This is a genomic window from Rhizobium sp. Nf11,1, assembly GCF_050587665.1.
GTDB lineage: Bacteria > Pseudomonadota > Alphaproteobacteria > Rhizobiales > Rhizobiaceae > Rhizobium.
Window position 1 is genome coordinate 35,303 of sequence record NZ_JBOBHU010000026.1, and the last position, 14,995, is coordinate 50,297.

20 protein-coding genes and 2 pseudogenes are annotated in these 14,995 nt (G+C 59.7%); 13 read left to right on the plus strand and 9 right to left on the minus strand.

All coding sequences use genetic code 11. The annotated features are described in order from the left end of the window. Positions 1-103 precede the first annotated feature (103 nt). The 6 genes and pseudogenes from ACQ7C1_RS27325 to map form a co-directional block, all read right to left on the minus strand. Positions 104-907, minus strand: coding sequence for an endonuclease/exonuclease/phosphatase family protein (locus ACQ7C1_RS27325; protein WP_430960534.1), 804 nt, complete (start codon positions 905-907; stop codon positions 104-106). A gap of 53 nt (positions 908-960) precedes the next feature. Further along, on the minus strand, positions 961-2,367 hold the full coding sequence (gene sthA, locus ACQ7C1_RS27330; protein WP_430960535.1) for a Si-specific NAD(P)(+) transhydrogenase: 1,407 nt from the start codon (positions 2,365-2,367) through the stop codon (positions 961-963). Between the two features lie 117 nt (positions 2,368-2,484). Then, positions 2,485-2,616 (minus strand): annotated as a pseudogene (locus tag ACQ7C1_RS27335) (JAB domain-containing protein); the annotation flags it as partial. A gap of 4 nt (positions 2,617-2,620) precedes the next feature. Beyond that, entirely contained in the window at positions 2,621-3,808 is a 1,188-nt protein-coding gene (locus ACQ7C1_RS27340; RefSeq protein WP_430960536.1) for an alpha-hydroxy acid oxidase, read from the minus strand. A 344-nt stretch (positions 3,809-4,152) separates the two neighbouring features. Beyond that, entirely contained in the window at positions 4,153-4,977 is an 825-nt protein-coding gene (gene radC, locus ACQ7C1_RS27345) for a RadC family protein (protein WP_430960537.1), read from the minus strand. Positions 4,978-4,984: 7 nt separating this feature from the next. Continuing rightward, complete coding sequence (gene map / locus ACQ7C1_RS27350; protein ID WP_085777995.1) at positions 4,985-5,821, minus strand: type I methionyl aminopeptidase; 837 nt, start codon at positions 5,819-5,821, stop codon at positions 4,985-4,987. 237 nt (positions 5,822-6,058) lie between these two features. Here map and ACQ7C1_RS27355 point away from each other — a divergent pair, with 237 nt between their 5' ends. The 3 genes from ACQ7C1_RS27355 to ACQ7C1_RS27365 all read left to right on the plus strand — a co-directional run bounded on the left by ACQ7C1_RS27355 (position 6,059) and on the right by ACQ7C1_RS27365 (position 7,351). After that, the gene (locus tag ACQ7C1_RS27355; RefSeq protein WP_430960538.1) at positions 6,059-6,718 is read left to right on the plus strand and encodes a TetR/AcrR family transcriptional regulator; all 660 of its coding nucleotides are present in this window, start codon (positions 6,059-6,061) and stop codon (positions 6,716-6,718) included. A 130-nt stretch (positions 6,719-6,848) separates the two neighbouring features. After that, positions 6,849-7,022: a hypothetical protein gene (locus ACQ7C1_RS27360; protein WP_176536264.1), complete on the plus strand. Its 174-nt coding sequence runs from the start codon at positions 6,849-6,851 to the stop codon at positions 7,020-7,022. Further along, complete coding sequence (locus ACQ7C1_RS27365; RefSeq protein WP_285193551.1) at positions 7,019-7,351, plus strand: DUF6105 family protein; 333 nt, start codon at positions 7,019-7,021, stop codon at positions 7,349-7,351. The genes ACQ7C1_RS27360 and ACQ7C1_RS27365 overlap by 4 nt, the downstream gene beginning before the upstream one ends. On the opposite strand, the gene ruvX is transcribed toward ACQ7C1_RS27365, so the two are convergent. Beyond that, complete coding sequence (gene ruvX, locus ACQ7C1_RS27370) at positions 7,288-7,782, minus strand: Holliday junction resolvase RuvX (RefSeq protein WP_430960539.1); 495 nt, start codon at positions 7,780-7,782, stop codon at positions 7,288-7,290. The genes ACQ7C1_RS27365 and ruvX overlap by 64 nt on opposite strands. Before the next feature lie 113 nt (positions 7,783-7,895). Here ruvX and ACQ7C1_RS27375 point away from each other — a divergent pair, with 113 nt between their 5' ends. The 5 genes from ACQ7C1_RS27375 (at position 7,896) to ACQ7C1_RS27395 (ending at position 11,286) form a co-directional block, all read left to right on the plus strand. After that, on the plus strand, positions 7,896-8,600 hold the full coding sequence (locus ACQ7C1_RS27375; protein WP_430960540.1) for a metal-dependent hydrolase: 705 nt from the start codon (positions 7,896-7,898) through the stop codon (positions 8,598-8,600). Positions 8,601-8,669: 69 nt separating this feature from the next. Beyond that, positions 8,670-8,957 carry an Asp-tRNA(Asn)/Glu-tRNA(Gln) amidotransferase subunit GatC gene (gatC, locus tag ACQ7C1_RS27380; RefSeq protein ID WP_011425142.1) on the plus strand — a complete coding sequence of 96 codons (288 nt, stop codon included), beginning with the start codon at positions 8,670-8,672 and terminating at the stop codon, positions 8,955-8,957. 59 nt (positions 8,958-9,016) lie between these two features. After that, positions 9,017-10,498, plus strand: a complete 1,482-nt coding sequence (gatA, locus tag ACQ7C1_RS27385; protein ID WP_430960541.1) for an Asp-tRNA(Asn)/Glu-tRNA(Gln) amidotransferase subunit GatA — start codon at positions 9,017-9,019, stop codon at positions 10,496-10,498. Further along, positions 10,489-10,983, plus strand: coding sequence for a GNAT family N-acetyltransferase (locus ACQ7C1_RS27390; RefSeq protein WP_430960542.1), 495 nt, complete (start codon positions 10,489-10,491; stop codon positions 10,981-10,983). The genes gatA and ACQ7C1_RS27390 overlap by 10 nt, the downstream gene beginning before the upstream one ends. Positions 10,984-11,010: 27 nt before the next feature. Beyond that, a complete protein-coding gene (locus tag ACQ7C1_RS27395; protein ID WP_430960543.1) occupies positions 11,011-11,286 on the plus strand; it encodes a hypothetical protein in 276 nt (91 codons plus the stop codon). 48 nt (positions 11,287-11,334) lie between these two features. On the opposite strand, the pseudogene ACQ7C1_RS27400 reads toward ACQ7C1_RS27395, so the two are convergent. Further along, positions 11,335-11,481, minus strand: a pseudogene (locus tag ACQ7C1_RS27400) (YjhX family toxin); the annotation flags it as partial. A 74-nt stretch (positions 11,482-11,555) separates the two neighbouring features. Here ACQ7C1_RS27400 and ACQ7C1_RS27405 point away from each other — a divergent pair. From ACQ7C1_RS27405 to ACQ7C1_RS27425, 5 genes are all read left to right on the plus strand, one after another. Then, positions 11,556-12,164, plus strand: coding sequence for a DUF416 family protein (locus ACQ7C1_RS27405; RefSeq protein ID WP_430960544.1), 609 nt, complete (start codon positions 11,556-11,558; stop codon positions 12,162-12,164). A gap of 127 nt (positions 12,165-12,291) precedes the next feature. Then, the gene (locus ACQ7C1_RS27410; RefSeq protein ID WP_430960545.1) at positions 12,292-12,657 is read left to right on the plus strand and encodes a hypothetical protein; all 366 of its coding nucleotides are present in this window, start codon (positions 12,292-12,294) and stop codon (positions 12,655-12,657) included. Between the two features lie 150 nt (positions 12,658-12,807). Next, positions 12,808-13,038, plus strand: coding sequence for a hypothetical protein (locus ACQ7C1_RS27415; protein WP_430960546.1), 231 nt, complete (start codon positions 12,808-12,810; stop codon positions 13,036-13,038). A gap of 80 nt (positions 13,039-13,118) precedes the next feature. Further along, on the plus strand, positions 13,119-13,457 hold the full coding sequence (locus ACQ7C1_RS27420) for a putative toxin (protein WP_430960564.1): 339 nt from the start codon (positions 13,119-13,121) through the stop codon (positions 13,455-13,457). Between the two features lie 35 nt (positions 13,458-13,492). Next, complete coding sequence (locus ACQ7C1_RS27425) at positions 13,493-14,032, plus strand: hypothetical protein (protein ID WP_430960547.1); 540 nt, start codon at positions 13,493-13,495, stop codon at positions 14,030-14,032. A gap of 436 nt (positions 14,033-14,468) precedes the next feature. Here the strand turns inward: ACQ7C1_RS27425 and ACQ7C1_RS27430 are convergent, their stop codons facing one another. Beyond that, positions 14,469-14,726 (minus strand): YjhX family toxin, encoded by a 258-nt coding sequence (locus ACQ7C1_RS27430; protein ID WP_430960548.1) that lies wholly within the window; start codon positions 14,724-14,726, stop codon positions 14,469-14,471. Between the last annotated feature and the right edge of the window lie 269 nt (positions 14,727-14,995).

Here is a 14,995-nt window from a genome sequence, read left to right on the forward strand (position 1 = left end):
CAAGTCAGGCACGGCGTATCGATGCGATTGAGCTGGGTTCAAACTATGGCGTAAAAACCGGAAACTGCGCGCAGAAGTTTCGCACAGCGCATCCCTCAATATACTACGCGATATCGAGCAGCAATGCGCGGTGGTCGGAGACCTCGGGCGATTCGACCACCTCGAACCTGGCAACCTCCACGTCAGGCGTAACCAGCATGTAGTCCGCGAAGCGGCCCTGCTTCAGATAGTAGGAGGTTCGCGTGTCGACAAGGCCGTTTCCGGTGACGAGATCGGAAAGGCCCGACCGGGCAAGGATGCGAAAGGTCGCACTGTCGGGCAGCACATTGAAGTCACCGCAGACCACGAGCCCTTCGTCGCCGGGCCAGATCCGCCCGACGAGCTCGGCCAATGCCAGCGCCTGCTGTTCGCGCTGCGCCGTATCGCCCTTGCCGGCGGGATCGCGCAGGCCATGCATATGGGCGATGGTCACCGCGCGGCCGTGCGCATGGCTGAAGAGGCGAATGCAATGGGCGTTGCGCGGTCTGGGATGTTCACCCCAGCCATCGGCGGAAAAACTGCCATGCACGAAGTCCAGCGACTGGGCGATGATGGAATGTGATTTGCGGACGAAGGTCGCCAACCCGAATTCCGCGACAATGGCGGCGTCGCCGTTGAAAAGTTCACCTCGCGATGTCGGGCAGAAGAAGGCGTCGTGGGCGGGCAGGGCGGCCCTGATTTCCTGAAACAGATTGACACGTTGCGGCAGTTCCAGCCCCGCATCCCGGTATATCGACCATCCGCTATCCGCATTCGGCGCCCGCAGCACCTCCTGAAGGCACAGCACATCAGGGTCAGCCTGCTTGACATAGGCGATCAGGGCCTCGTGCAGTCGGCCGCCCCATGCATTCAGCGAAATGATGCGCAAGCTCTCGGCTCCATCTTAGCTGGCGGAATCAGATGGGCGCTGCCGTCGGGCCTTCAGAGTTCCGACTTGATGTCACCCATCCGGTTCCAGGCGTCGAGGCCGGCGATCTTGTAGGCTTCGGCGAGCGTCGGATAGTTGAAGGTGTTTTCGACGAAATATTCGACCGTGCCTTTCAGATTGAGCACCGCCTGACCGATGTGCACCAGCTCGGTGGCGCCCTCGCCGACGATATGCACGCCGAGCAGTCGGCGGGTCTTCAGCGAGAAGATCAGCTTCAGAAGCCCGGTATCGAGGCCCATGATATGGCCGCGTGAGGTTTCGCGGAAGCGGGCAATGCCGCATTCATAGGGAATGCCGCGCTCCTTCATTTCCTCTTCGGTCAGACCGCAGGTCGAGATCTCCGGCACTGCATAGATGCCGTAGGGGAAATATTTCTGCGGCTCCTTGGCGACCGCGCCGATCGCCACGCGCGCGGCGATGCGGCCCTGTTCCATCGATGTCGAGGCAAGGCTCGGAAAGCCGACGACGTCACCGGCGGCGTAGACATTCGGCACAGAGGTCTGGAAGGTCTCCGGATTGACCTTGAGGCGGCCACGGCCGTCAGCCTCCAGTCCGATGGCCGGAAGGTTCAGCGCGTCGGTCGCTCCCATGCGTCCGGCGGCAAAGAGCACCATGTCGGTCACAAGATGACGGCCGTTGTCGAGCGTCAGCTGGACCTTGCCGCTATCCAGCCGCTCGACCTTCTCGGCCTTCGTGCCGAGCAGCAGCTTCATATTGCGGTCTCGCAACTGATAGGTGAAATCCTCGACGATTTCCTTGTCAATAAAGTCGAGCATGGTCGACTTTGGATCGATCACCGTCACGGCAGTATCAAGCGCCGAGAAGATCGTCGCATATTCGATGCCGATAACCCCGGCGCCGATGACGACCATGGTGCGCGGCAGTTCTTCGATATCGAGCAATTCATCGCTGTCGAGCACTGTCTTGCCATCAAATGGCATGTAGTCCGGGCGGAAAGGCTTCGTGCCAACGGCAAGCAGAATGCTGGCGCCGCTCACCGTCAGCGCTTCGCCGTCATCCTTGATGACCTGCAAGGTGGTGGAATCGATGAAACTCGCTTTGCCGCGCATATGGTGGACACGGTTGCGGGCGAACTGATGCTCGAGCACTTCCACTTCATGGTTGAGGGTAATCAGCAGTCGGCGACGCAGATCTTCCGCACTGATCTCCTGCTTGACGCGGTAGGATCTACCGTAGAAGCCGCGCTCGCGCCAGCCGGAGAGATTGAGCGCGGTCTCGCGCAGCGTCTTCGAAGGGATGGTGCCGGTATGGACGGACACGCCGCCGACGCGCTTGCCCTGTTCGATGACAAGCACTTTCTTGCCGAGTTTCGCAGCCTGGATCGCGCCGCGGCGCCCTGCGGGACCGCTACCCACCACAACGAGATCGTACTGAAACATCCTCTAGCCTCGGATTTGAAATGGAATCATTTGCGACAAAAATGTCGCTCTTCTATCGGTAGCCGGTCAATGTTACAGATTGTTTTACGGCTGCCGTTTCAGGCGGACCTGTGCTTTTCAGATCAGCTTCAGCCCTTTCAAGCTCACATGGCCGTCCTTGCCGATGATGATGTGGTCGTCGAGAGTGATATCAAGTGTCTTCGCCGCGTCGATGATCACCTTCGTCATGTCGATGTCAGCGCGCGACGGTTGTTCATACGCGAGTGATGTAGTCCGTGGAAAGATCGCTCACCCCGGTGACCCCGAGCAGCGCCATGTTGCTATACAGTTCCGTCTTCAGGATATCCGCCGCCCTGAGCACGCCCGGTAGCCCCGCGACGGCTGCAGCATAAAGGAACGGCCTGCCCACGAACACGAAACAGGCGCCAAGCGCGAGGGCCTTTATGATATCCGTTCCACGCCGGATGCCGCCGTCGATCATGACGGCAATGCTGTCTCCGACACGTGCAGCAACCTCCGGGAGGACCTGAAGGGGAGATGCGGTGCCGTCGAGCTGGCGGCCGCCGTGATTGGAGACGATCACGCCATCCGCTCCGGTATCTGCAGCCCGTGCCGCGTCTTCAGGATGCATGATCCCCTTGACCACGAGCTTGCCGGACCACCGCTTGCGTATCCGCTCCAAGTGGCTCCAATTGAGATGGTCACGCTTGCCGAAATCGCGCGTGACGTTCGAAGAGATGATCGGCGCGCCTCTTGTGGCGTAGGAATTTTCAAAATGCGGAATGCCGTGCCGGACGATCGTGCGCAGGAATGTGCCGGTTGTCCAGCGGGGATGCGAGATGCCCTGCCATGCCAAGCGGAGCCCGGGACGCAAAGGTGTCGAAAAGCCCGCCCTTACATTATTTTCCCGATTGGGCAGCGTGGCGGTATCCACGGTCAGCAGAAGGGTGGTGAGGCCGGCCGCGGCGACCCGATCGATGAGAGCGTCGATACGGTCGGGTTCGCCGGGGAGATAGGCCTGAAACCATGCTTGTGGCGAAGCCGCCGCGATCTCTTCCAGGGGGATGAGTGACGAACCGCTTATAATCATCGGGATTCCCGATTGGTCCGCTCCTTGCGCGAGCACAATGTCCCCCCGGTAGGCCATCAGCGCGCTGATCCCCATCGGCGCAATGCCGAACGGTGCGGCATAGGTTTTGCCGAAGAGGCTCGTCTCAGTGCCGCGCCCCGAGACGTCGCGAAGTACACGAGGCCGAAAGGCATAGGCCTTGAAGGCCTCTGCGTTATGCCGCAGCGACGCATTGGTCTCGGTCGCGCCGGCGATATAACCGAACAGAGGCTTCGGCAGATGCCGCCGTGCCCTCATTTCAAAGTCATCGAGGCAGAGCGCATCGCGGCAGAGCCGGGTCGATCGATCAGTGTTACCGCTGGAGATCGTCATGAAGCTTTATCTTCTCGGCATTTGCGGGCGGGTATTATTCAGAGTGGCGGCGCAGGATTGCATAGAATCCGCGCCGGCGACCGCTGTCAACTGAAGCTTTCCGCAGTCTTCGCTTGCCTCAGATGCTTGCCTGCGACCTCTCCGGATCGACGGCAGAACGCGCATCGGCGTCAGCAGCAGAGCGCTGATTGGACCACCGGTGGAATCATGACAGGTCTCGCCATGACGGTGAGGGCATTCGCGCGGGCAGGATTAGCCGAGCCGGATTGAAGATCGTCCCCGTAGAGGGCCCGGGGTGGCAAGCTCGGGCGATGGTTATGGAGTCACGTCTCAAGGCGGCGGGATCACATCAACTTCAGCCCCTTCAGGCTGACATGGCCGTCCTTGCCGATGATGATGTGGTCGTGGACGGTGATGTCGAGCGCTTTGGCTGCCTCGACGATCACCTTCGTCATGTCGATATCGGCGCGCGAGGGCGTCGGATCGCCGGAGGGGTGGTTGTGCACGAGGATGATCGCCGTCGCCGAAAGCTCAAGCGCGCGTTTGACCACCTCGCGGGGGTAGACCGGCGTATGGTCGACCGTGCCGCGGCCCTGCACCTCGTCAGCGATCAGCACGTTGCGCTTGTCGAGGAAGAGAATGCGGAATTGTTCGCGTGTCTCATGCGCCATGGCGGCATGGCAGTACTGGATGACCGAGGACCAGGAGGAGAGAACCTGCTTGCTTCTGATCTCGCTCTTCAGGGTCCGGTGAGCAACGGTGGCGATCAGTTTCAGGTCGAGGGCGACATTCTCGCCGACGCCCTTCACCTCCGTCAATAGCGCCGCCGGCGCGCCAAAGACGCCGGAAAGCGAGCCGAATCGTTCGATGAGCGCCTTGGCGATCGGCTTGGTGTCGCGTCGCGGGATCAGCCGGAAAAGCAAGAGTTCAAGGATTTCGTAATCGGCAAGCGCCGTATCGCCCAGTTCGCGGAAGCGGTCACGCAGCCGCTCGCGATGACCGTGATAATGTTCCGGCCCGGAAAGCGAGGCGGGTAGGGCGGTCCGGGCGTTCGGCGCGGCTGGTTTTCGCAGCCGGCCGCCGAAGAACGAGCGTTCGTCGACAACAGGCTCTTCAGTCTCGAAAGGCAGCTTGTCGTCGGAAGATGTCGCAACAGGCCGCTTCGCCATCGGATCGTCACCTGGCAAGCGGCGGCAGTCCGGGCCGGTCGAGGCCACCCGGTGACAACGTAAAGATTTCGCAGCCCTCGGCGGTGACGCCGACCGTGTGTTCATACTGCGCCGAAAGCGAGCGGTCGCGGGTCACGGCCGTCCAGCCGTCGGCAAGCACCTTCACATGCGGCCGGCCGAGATTGATCATCGGCTCGATGGTGAAGATCATGCCTTCGCGCAGCTCCGGTCCTTCATTGGCGCGGCCATAATGCAGGATATTCGGCGAATCGTGGAACAGCCGGCCGACGCCGTGGCCGCAGAAATCACGCACCACCGAACAGCGCTCGGCCTCTGCATAGGTCTGGATCGCCTCGCCGATCGCGCCGGTGCGGGCGCCGGGCCTGACGGCCGATATGCCGCGCATCAGGGATTCATAGGTGACCTCGAGCAGCCGCTCGGCTGCCCGCTTGATCGTGCCGACCGGATACATGCGGCTCGAATCGCCATGCCAGCCGTCGAGCACGAAGGTAACGTCGATATTGACGATATCGCCTTCGCGCAGCGGCTTGTCGTTAGGAATGCCGTGGCAGACGACGTGGTTGATCGAGGTGCAGGTGGATTTGGTGTAGCCGCGATAATTCAGCGTCGCAGGAAAGGCGCCGTGATCCATGCCGAAATCGAATACGAATCGGTCGATCTCGTCGGTAAGCAGGCCGGGCCTGACGATATCGGCGAGTGCATCGAGGCAGCGCGCGGTCAGCTGGCACGCCCTGCGCATGCCTTCGAATGCCTGCGCATCGTAAAGCCGGATGGCGCCCGTATTCTTCGGCGGCGCGGAGGAGGCTTCGATATAATTCACCATTGCAGGGCCTTAGCGGAGATTGTTAGATTTGTTCATAATGCAGCTATGCCGGGTTCGTCCATCGCGATCAACCGTCGGGACGAGATTTCTGGAAGGTTTCGATCCGCTTTCCGCAGCCATTCGGCGCCGAGTTCTAAGTGCCGGAGGAAATATCCACAATCTTCCCAAGGGGATAGGATTGATCGAATAAGGTCTCCCCGCTACTCACCGATTGGTGACAGTGGGGAAGGGTCGGTCGTGCTGAATGAAGCTGAAAATCTTGATAACTCACCCGGGATCGGCACGGAGCCGGAACGGCGCGTGCGCGATCGCGGCGCCACCGAGCGCGCCATCCTTGCCGCCGCCAAGGGCCTGCTGGCGGAGGAGGGCTTCCAGAATTTCGGCATCAATGCGGTCGCCCGCCGCGCCGGCTGCGACAAGCAGCTGATCTACCGCTACTATGGCGGACTTGACGGTCTGGTCGAGGCGATCGGCGCGGATCTCGGCACGTGGGTGAGGGATCGCATTCCGGAAGATGCCGGCGGCATGTTCATGCTCACCTATGGCGATCTGATGGAGCGGCTGGCGCTTCTCCTGCTCGACGCCTTGAGAGATGATCCGCTGATGCGCCGCATCCTCGCCTGGGAAGTATCGGAAAATACCGAGCAGGTGAGGCGGCTGTCCGAGGCCCGTTCGAAGGCTCTCGCCCTTTGGCTAGATCGCATGCGCGGTTCGCTGGCGCCGCCGAAGGGCGTGGATGCGGCAGCCGTCAATGCCGTCGTGATCGCGGCGATTCAGTACCTCGTGCTTTCCGGCGCAGCCGGCGGCCAGTGTGCAGGCCTGTCGCTGAAGAGGTCGAAGGACTGGGAGAAGGCCGCGACGGCACTGAAGCGTCTCGTGCGCGGCGTCTACGGCTGACCCCATTCATCCACAGGGAGGCGGCGCTGCGTTAACCTTAACGAATGGTTTACGTTGCGTGGGGCTGGTTAACCGGACAGTGTGGCGGGGAGCAGAGATGATACGAGTGAGAACCTGCGAGTTGACGCCCATGGGAAGCAAGATCGCGAAAGCCGCAATTCTGGTGACGGCAATGATGTTCTTCGCAATCCTGGCGCTCGATATCGCAATTCCCACGCTGGTGCTTTGCATCATGGCGTTGTCGACCTGGCTGGTTTCCCTCGATCTGCCCATCGCCCGCAAGCAGGGAGGAGAAGCCGCATGAAGTGGTTTCTAGTCTTCTGGGCCGGTCCTATCGTCTTTCTGGGCGCATGGTACTGGCTCTCCTATTACGACATGAATTTCGGCATCTTCATGCTGACACGGCAGGTCCATGACCTGACTTTCGCGATTTATGGCGAAGCCCTCGGCATTCCGCCGGAAACCATTCCGCCGCTCGTTGCTCGCGCCATTGCGGTGGACAGTCTCGTCGTCTTCGCCATCCTGGGATTCAGAAAGCGGAAGTTGATCGCCGCCTGGTGGAAGGCGCGTCAGGCGCTGGATTCGTCTCCCGCAGACCTTGCGAGCGAGGACAGCCTGTCGAGGGCCCCCTGAAGGATGAAGCTTGCCGCGGCCGAATCGATCCGTTCGGCCCGCTTGGCGCGTGAGACGTCCATTTCGATGAGCGTCCGTTCGGCCGCGACCGTCGAAAGCCGTTCGTCCCAATAGACGAAGGGCAGCACCGTTTTCTGCTCCATGTTACGCACGAAGGCGCGCGTCGCCTGCACGCGCGGCCCCGCCGATCCGTCCATATTCATCGGCAGGCCGATGATAAAGCCGGCAACCTTTTCCGCCGCCGCGAAGTCCAGCAGCACCTGCGCATCGACCGTGAACTTGACGCGGCGGATCACCGGACGTGGCGTGGCGAAACGCCGGCCGAGATCGGACATCGAAACGCCGATCGTTTTGGTGCCGAGGTCGAGACCGGCGATCGCCTGCCCGGGAGCAAGGATTTCAGCCATTTCCTCGATCGTCAGCACCGTCATTGCCGTTTCATCCCGTCAAAAGAAATTGAAGCCGCCGCCGCTTTCCTTTGCCGGGGCATGAGATATGTCCTTACCATCGAAATCAGATTTTGCATCACGTAAGGAGAGATTTCATGAAGATCACCTGGCTCGGCCATTCCGCCTTCCGCATCGAGACATCAAAGGCGAAGATCCTGCTCGATCCGTTCCTCAGCCATAACCGCTCCTTTTCCGGCCAGGACATCAAGGATGTGTCTGCAGGCATCACCCATATCCTGCTGACCCATGGCCATGGCGACCATGTCGGCGACACCGTGGCGCTCGCCAAGGAAACGGGTGCGGTCGTGCTCGCCAATGCCGATCTTGCCGCCTGGCTCGGCTCCAAGGGCGTCGACAGGATCGAGATGGGCAATACCGGCGGCACGGTCACGTTCGGCGGATTCTCCGCGACCTTCACCAATGCGCTGCATTCCTCGGCCCAGATCACCGAGGACGGCGTCTCGCATGCGCTCGGCAACGCCAATGGTCTGATGCTGCACTTCGACGACGAAGCCTCGATCTTCGCCATGGGCGACACCGACATCTTCTCCGACATGGCGCTGATCAACGAACTGCACCAGCCCGATATCGGCTTCGTGCCGATCGGCGACCGCTTCACCATGGGCGGCGCGGTGGCGGCACTCGCCTGCCAGCGCTATTTCAGCTTCAAGACCGCGATCCCCTGCCATTACGGCACCTTCCCGATCATCGACCAGACGGCCGATAAATTCGTCGCCGGCATGGAGGGATCGAAGACTGAGGCGAGGGCGCTGAAGCCTGCCGAGAGCCTGTCGATCTGACGAAACCCCGTTGCACCGGGCGGACATGGCCTTTATAGCGGGTGGGAAAAATCCTATCCGGAGAATGCCATGTCCGTCGATCTTGCCACCGTGAAGCGCGTCGCCAAACTTGCCCGTATTGCCGTCTCCGAAGATGAGGCAAATCGCATGGTCGGCGAGTTGAACGGCATCCTCGGCTTCGTCGAGCAGCTATCCGAAGTCAATGTCGATGGCGTCGAGGCGATGACGTCGGTGACGCCGATGGCGATGAAAAAGCGGGCCGACGAGGTGACCGACGGCAACAAGGCCGCCGATATCGTCGCCAATGCGCCGGTCACCGACCATAATTTTTTCCTGGTGCCGAAAGTCGTCGAATAAGGCGTCGAAAGCCTCTTTCCGACCCTGTTGCCATTTTCAAGACCTGAAGCGAAAACACGATGAGCGAACTCACCAGCCTGACCATTGCCGAAGCCCGCGAGAAGCTGCGCGCCAAGGAAATCACCGCGCTCGAACTGACCGAAGCCTATATCGCGGCAATCGACGCGGCCAACGACCGGCTGAACGCCTATGTCAAGGTGACGCCGGATCTCGCCCGCGTCATGGCCAGGAAGTCCGACGAGCGGATTGCCGCCGGCACGGCGGGCGAGCTCGAAGGCATTCCGCTCGGCATCAAGGATCTGTTCGCAACCGTTGGCGTCCACACCCAGGCCTGCAGCCATATCCTCGATCGTTTCGAGCCGCGTTATGAATCGACCGTCACGCAGAACCTCTGGGACGATGGCGCCGTCATGCTCGGCAAGCTGAACATGGACGAGTTCGCCATGGGCTCGTCCAACGAGACGTCCTATTCCGGCCCGGTGATCAATCCCTGGCGTGCGTCGGGCTCCAACCAGCAACTCGTTCCCGGCGGCTCCTCCGGCGGCTCGGCCGCTGCTGTTGCCGCCCATCTTTGCGCCGGCGCCACCGCGACCGATACCGGCGGCTCAATCCGCCAGCCGGCCGCCTTCACCGGCACCGTCGGCATCAAGCCGACCTATGGCCGCTGCTCGCGCTGGGGCACCGTCGCCTTTGCCTCCTCGCTCGACCAGGCAGGCCCGATCGCCCGCGATGTGCGCGATGCCGCTATCCTGCTGAAGTCGATGGCAAGCGTCGACGCCAAGGACACCACGTCTGTTGATCTGCCGGTGCCCGATTATGAGGCCGTCCTCGGCCAGTCGCTGAAGGGCATGAAGATCGGCATTCCGAATGAATACCGTGTCGACGGCATGCCTGAGGAGATTGAGACCCTCTGGCGCCAGGGCATCGCCTGGCTGAAGGATGCCGGCGCCGAGATCGTCGATATCTCCCTGCCCCACACCAAATACGCGCTTCCGGCCTATTACATCGTCGCGCCTGCCGAGGCGTCCTCGAACCTCGCGCGATACGATGGCGTGCGCTACGGCCTGCGCGTCGACGGCAAGGATATTGTCGATATGTACGAGAAGACGCGCGCCGCCGGCTTCGGCCAGGAAGTCAAGCGCCGCATCATGATCGGCACCTACGTGCTGTCGGCCGGCTACTACGACGCCTATTACATCCGCGCCCAGAAGGTCCGCACGCTGATCAAGCGCGATTTCGAACTGGCCTTCGATGCCGGCGTCGACGCCATCCTCACCCCGGCAACGCCGTCCTCCGCCTTCGGCGTCGCCGACGAAAACCTCGCGGCCGATCCGGTGAAGATGTACCTGAACGACATCTTCACGGTGACGGTCAACATGGCGGGCCTGCCCGGCATCGCCGTGCCTGCCGGCCTCGACCATAAGGGCCTGCCGCTCGGCCTGCAGCTCATCGGCAAGGCCTTCGACGAGGAGACCCTCTTCAAGACCGCCTACGTTATCGAGCAGGCCGCCGGCAAATTTACGCCGGCCAAGTGGTGGTAACGGGTCTCACGATCCGAAAGATGACGTCCGCCGACCACGAAACGGTCGGCGCCGTCGGCTTCGCCGCATGGGCCGCAGCAGATGCCTTCGACGAGAGTTATCGCGACCCCGCTGTGATTGCTAAAATCAGGCAAGAGTTCACTGTTTTTCCGCGAGAGACAAAAGGTGAGATCTTCGTTGCCCAACTCGACGCGGAGATCGTCGGCTGGATTGCTCGTGAAGGCCAACCCAACTATATCTCCGATCTCTGGGTGCATCCCCATCATCAGGGCAAGGGTGTGGGCGAAGCTCTGCTGTCGTATCTGTGCGAGCTGATGACGGCCGAAGGACTGACGACCGCCCGGATCGACACCCATGCCAGGAACCTGGGCGCGATCCGGCTTTACAAACGCTGCGGTTTCACCATCATCTGGCACGGTATCGAATTCTCCAGGAGCATGGGCGTCCCGCTCGAAAAGGTGCACCTGGAGAAGCAGCTAGGCTGAGCAATAGCCGAAACTGGGGAGGGCTACATGGCAGGCAATGATCTTATGCGCCTGATCGATGCAATCGATCGCCTTGCTGCCGGCGGCTTCGCCATCGGCGCGGATTGGCAGGCGGTTCACGATATCTGTCAGCGCCACGAAGGCGAACAGCCGTTCGACTGGGGCCACGCCCTCTGCCATCGCATCGAGGGCGACGACTGGAATGCGGACTACTGGTATCGCCGCGCCGGCAAGATGCGCGGCTCGGGCGCACTGCCCGACGAGTGGGCGGCGATGCGGGCGGAATTGTCGGCAAAGGCCTAAGGACATCCCGACGGTGCTCGGGTCGAGCGCGGCGGGGCGTTGTCTTGTTTACCTGTTGTCCAGTTGCGACCTGACCAGCCTCAGCCCTCTTTCGGTGATCCGGTTCGGCTGCCCGCCCGAAGACTTGATCGCCTTCAGACGCTTCAGCTTGCGGAAGAGGTAGGGGTCAACGCGGGGATAGAGCCAGCCGTCGCGGTGCGGCCCTACGCCCGGTCGCATCGAGCAGGTCGAGGTACCATAAGAGATCCAAGATACGCAGAGTGGTTAAAATGATGGAAAGATTCAATGAAAAACAGCTACTGAGCGATCTTGCGCCGCTGTCGCAACGAGATTGGTTCTTTTTGGCGATAGCGTCTGCAGCCAGGCAAAAAAGTAGCTTTTGTTGGTACCACGAAGTAACTGGAAGCGGCCGACCAGAATTTTTTTCGGAATGCATCGAAAGTCTTTGGGGCGCAACTGAAGAAGATAGAGCGCCTCCCGATTGGGAAGCGTTGCTTGAGCAGTCGATGAAAATGATGCCGCCTGACGACCGGCCATGGGCCATTGTTGACGCGCTAGCAGAAGATGCGTTGGCGTCACTATGCTACTCGATAAGAGCAAAAATTGCGCCTAGTGTGCAGGAAGTGGCTTGGGCTCTTCGACGCGCGTATGAGGCTGCAGATCAGGTCGCGATCTACCTTTTACGGAGAGATAGCCGCGAACCTTCGGAGGAAGAGATTTTGATGCATCCCGTCGTACAACGCGAGTTGTCGCGGCAAAGAAGAGATCGTAGCTTGGCCCTTAAGAGTGAATTTCTCGAAATCATATCGGCTTCTTCCAAAGAAGAGTTGATCCAGCGAAACGAACGGCCTGTCATCGCCGCTGTCAATGCGACCTGAGCGAGGGCCGCCGATGAAGAAGATGGACTTGCATCGATGTTGACTCGCGAGCGTCAGTTGGTGATCTACGGTCCCCGCCCTTTGAACAAGGAACCATGGCAGTCAAAGCTAGAGCGAGGCTGAGCGAATGATTGCAATCGGCGTTCACACAGGCGGTCCGGAGCTAAGTAATATTCCGCTGGTTGCAGTTTTGAAGAAAGCAATGACATTCGCCAAACAGCATCGCGAACCTTCATATGACTCGGGACAAGAAGGTTGGGTGAACCCGGTTTTCGTACTTCCCGGGTCTGTCTATAAGCCCGATTTTGAAGGGTTCAAAATTGGACATTTTTCGCGGAAGGAAAAAGGTGTGGTTGTTACGATCGCCGTTCCCCTTCCAAGTTTGATGCGGTGTCTTCGGTTGACTACATCACACAAGTATTGCGCGAAAGCATCGAACTCGCCTCGAAAGTCTTTGCTGAGAAAAAATAAATTTTTCGAAAGAAAGAGCTGAGGGATTAATCCGTGAGATTGCGGCGACTCTGCGATCCAATTAATGTCACCTCACAAGCATATTTGGCAACCTCCGAAGGGCTTGAGTTGAGGGAATCTGTCAGTGGACGTCAGGCGACAACTAGACCTGCGGCTATGACGATCTCAGCCGGTGATCAGCGCCGACAATGCCGGCGACAATACGCTTGATGAGACCTACAGCTATTCGCTGACCAGCAATTTGCTGTCGGACGGTGCCGGCACGCTGACCTGGATGGCGCCAACCGTCTGTCGAGCGTCCCAGAACGGCGCCACCGTGACTCTCGCCTATGGCCCGGACGGCGCCCAGGTGAAGAAGAGTTGGGACTTCGCGACTTTATCCCGAAGCCAATGTCGAGATTAACCGTTTGAGGGTGCGGATAGCTACACGCTTTATCCGCATTCCGACGCCAAGATTGTTGTCACCGCCGGCTCGAAAAGCGGATACCGTGTCGAGGAGACCGGCTACGCCGCCTATGGCGAAGCCACCAACACCAGCTTCCAGACCAAGAAGAGCTATATCGGCGAACGCTTCGATGCCGAGACCGGGCTGATGTAAATGGAAGGGTTCGAATTCCTGATGGTATCACGCGATCGACGCTGTCAGAGGTGAAAAACGTCGGAAAGCTGAATATCAACCAGCAGTTGATGGATTGCATCGACACTGCCATTTCTCGGGGATTGCGCTTCGATCGGTTCGACCTACCAGCGACACAGAGATCAGGCACTCTCCAAAGGGCAATTGAAGACGGCTTGATAAATCGAAGGGACATAGAACGGTGATTATTGAGGGAGTGGGTCAGACATAGGAGAATGAAATGAGCGATATTTGGGCCATTCGCGACGCCCGCTTGCTTGAAGAGGAGCAACCTATTGTCAATGACCTGCGGGAGGCGGGCGCGAACATCACATCTGTTTGGGACCTGGTTAACAGGAGGAGTGGATATCCAACCCTGGTGCCGATCTTGATGAAGCATTTGCAATTGCCTTATTCCGATCGAACACGAAGTGGGATTGCAAGAGCTCTAGCGGTTCCCGCGGCCAGTCAATATTGGGATTTCCTTGTTCAGCAATACATCAACGCAAAACAGGGCAAAGGTCCCGTTTTCCCCGGTGAGGAGACGGAATTCGTGCTGGGTTTTAAGGAGGCGTTAGCTTGTGCGCTTTCTGGATCAATAACTGAAGACACGCTCCCCCAGCTTATTGAACTGGCAAAAGATCCCGCCCATGGAGAAAGCCGCCTCTTGCTGATCGGACCTTTAAGACGCTCGAAGGCTGCTATCAGCAAAGATGCGGTTGACGAGCTACGACACGACCCGCAACTCGCTAAAGAAATGAACTCCTGGCGTAAGAAGTAATGACGGCGCATCAAGTCCTGAACCACAGCCGTGACAAACTAGGCAGGAACAAGACCATCACCGGTCTGACAGGCAACGAAACTGGACTTATGGCTATGACGATCTCTCTCGCGTGGCCGGAGCGACAATCGACAACACCCTCGACGAGACCTACAGCTACGACACCAATCACAATCTTCTCTCACGCGCACGGATCGGCGCCTATGTCTATCAACGACGGCATCAGCGATCCGTCCGCATGTGGCGACACAGATCGGCGCCAAGACCATCGACTATGCGACTGTGACGCCAACGGCAACATGGTCTCCACGGTAGCCGCACACTGACCTGGGACGGCGCCAATCGATTGTCGAGTGTCACCCAGAGGTCGCCTGCGAGTGGAAGCTGAGCCCCCGACCGCGCCGGTCTGAGGCGCGATCAGGGTTGGTTGCCCGACCTATCTATTGTCCAACTGCGATCTGACCAGCCTCAGCCCCCTTTCGGTGATCCGGTAGGGCTGCCCGCCTGAAGACCTGATCGCCTTCAGCCGCTTCAGCCTGCGGAAGAGATCGAGGTCGACGCCGGGATAGCGCCAGCCGTCGCGGGTGAAGCAATTGACGTTTTCAATCTTTCGGTTGCCGTCGCGGGTAATTTCGATGCGGCCGCCTTGGGCCATGAGATGCAGGATGCGCTGCTCCGTGCGGGAAATGTCCATGTTGTGAGATCCGGTATCGCGCCGTCGGCGCGCACAAAAACGATCTGGCGCTCATTCGAACGTCAGGGCTTCATTTTTCGGGCCCATGCTCGCAAGAAAACTTGCGGGCAGGGCCTTTACCGGGTCTCAGACTGGCTCAACATAAAATATCTATTATTCAGCCCGGAAAAGCGGTCAAGAGCATCCCTGTCGGTGAAAACCGGTCGAAAACGCTGGTTTCGGTTGATCATCCCTTTGCAGCTACTGGTAAATTCCGCGACTCAGTGATC

Excerpts from the sequence above, each read along its gene's own strand:
- ACQ7C1_RS27375 (WP_430960540.1), top strand. The coding sequence starts at position 7,896 with ATGAAGATCACCTGGCTCGGCCATTCCGCCTTCCGCATCGAGACATCA.
- ACQ7C1_RS27410 (WP_430960545.1), top strand. The coding sequence starts at position 12,292 with ATGATTGCAATCGGCGTTCACACAGGCGGTCCGGAGCTAAGTAATATT.
- ACQ7C1_RS27360 (WP_176536264.1), top strand. The coding sequence starts at position 6,849 with ATGGGAAGCAAGATCGCGAAAGCCGCAATTCTGGTGACGGCAATGATG.
- gatA (WP_430960541.1), top strand. The coding sequence starts at position 9,017 with ATGAGCGAACTCACCAGCCTGACCATTGCCGAAGCCCGCGAGAAGCTG.
- ACQ7C1_RS27425 (WP_430960547.1), top strand. The coding sequence starts at position 13,493 with ATGAGCGATATTTGGGCCATTCGCGACGCCCGCTTGCTTGAAGAGGAG.
- ACQ7C1_RS27365 (WP_285193551.1), top strand. The coding sequence starts at position 7,019 with ATGAAGTGGTTTCTAGTCTTCTGGGCCGGTCCTATCGTCTTTCTGGGC.
- ACQ7C1_RS27430 (WP_430960548.1), bottom strand. The coding sequence starts at position 14,726 with ATGGACATTTCCCGCACGGAGCAGCGCATCCTGCATCTCATGGCCCAA.
- ruvX (WP_430960539.1), bottom strand. The coding sequence starts at position 7,782 with ATGACGGTGCTGACGATCGAGGAAATGGCTGAAATCCTTGCTCCCGGG.
- map (WP_085777995.1), bottom strand. The coding sequence starts at position 5,821 with ATGGTGAATTATATCGAAGCCTCCTCCGCGCCGCCGAAGAATACGGGC.
- gatC (WP_011425142.1), top strand. The coding sequence starts at position 8,670 with ATGTCCGTCGATCTTGCCACCGTGAAGCGCGTCGCCAAACTTGCCCGT.
- ACQ7C1_RS27340 (WP_430960536.1), bottom strand. The coding sequence starts at position 3,808 with ATGACGATCTCCAGCGGTAACACTGATCGATCGACCCGGCTCTGCCGC.
- ACQ7C1_RS27405 (WP_430960544.1), top strand. The coding sequence starts at position 11,556 with ATGATGGAAAGATTCAATGAAAAACAGCTACTGAGCGATCTTGCGCCG.
- sthA (WP_430960535.1), bottom strand. The coding sequence starts at position 2,367 with ATGTTTCAGTACGATCTCGTTGTGGTGGGTAGCGGTCCCGCAGGGCGC.
- ACQ7C1_RS27395 (WP_430960543.1), top strand. The coding sequence starts at position 11,011 with ATGGCAGGCAATGATCTTATGCGCCTGATCGATGCAATCGATCGCCTT.
- radC (WP_430960537.1), bottom strand. The coding sequence starts at position 4,977 with ATGGCGAAGCGGCCTGTTGCGACATCTTCCGACGACAAGCTGCCTTTC.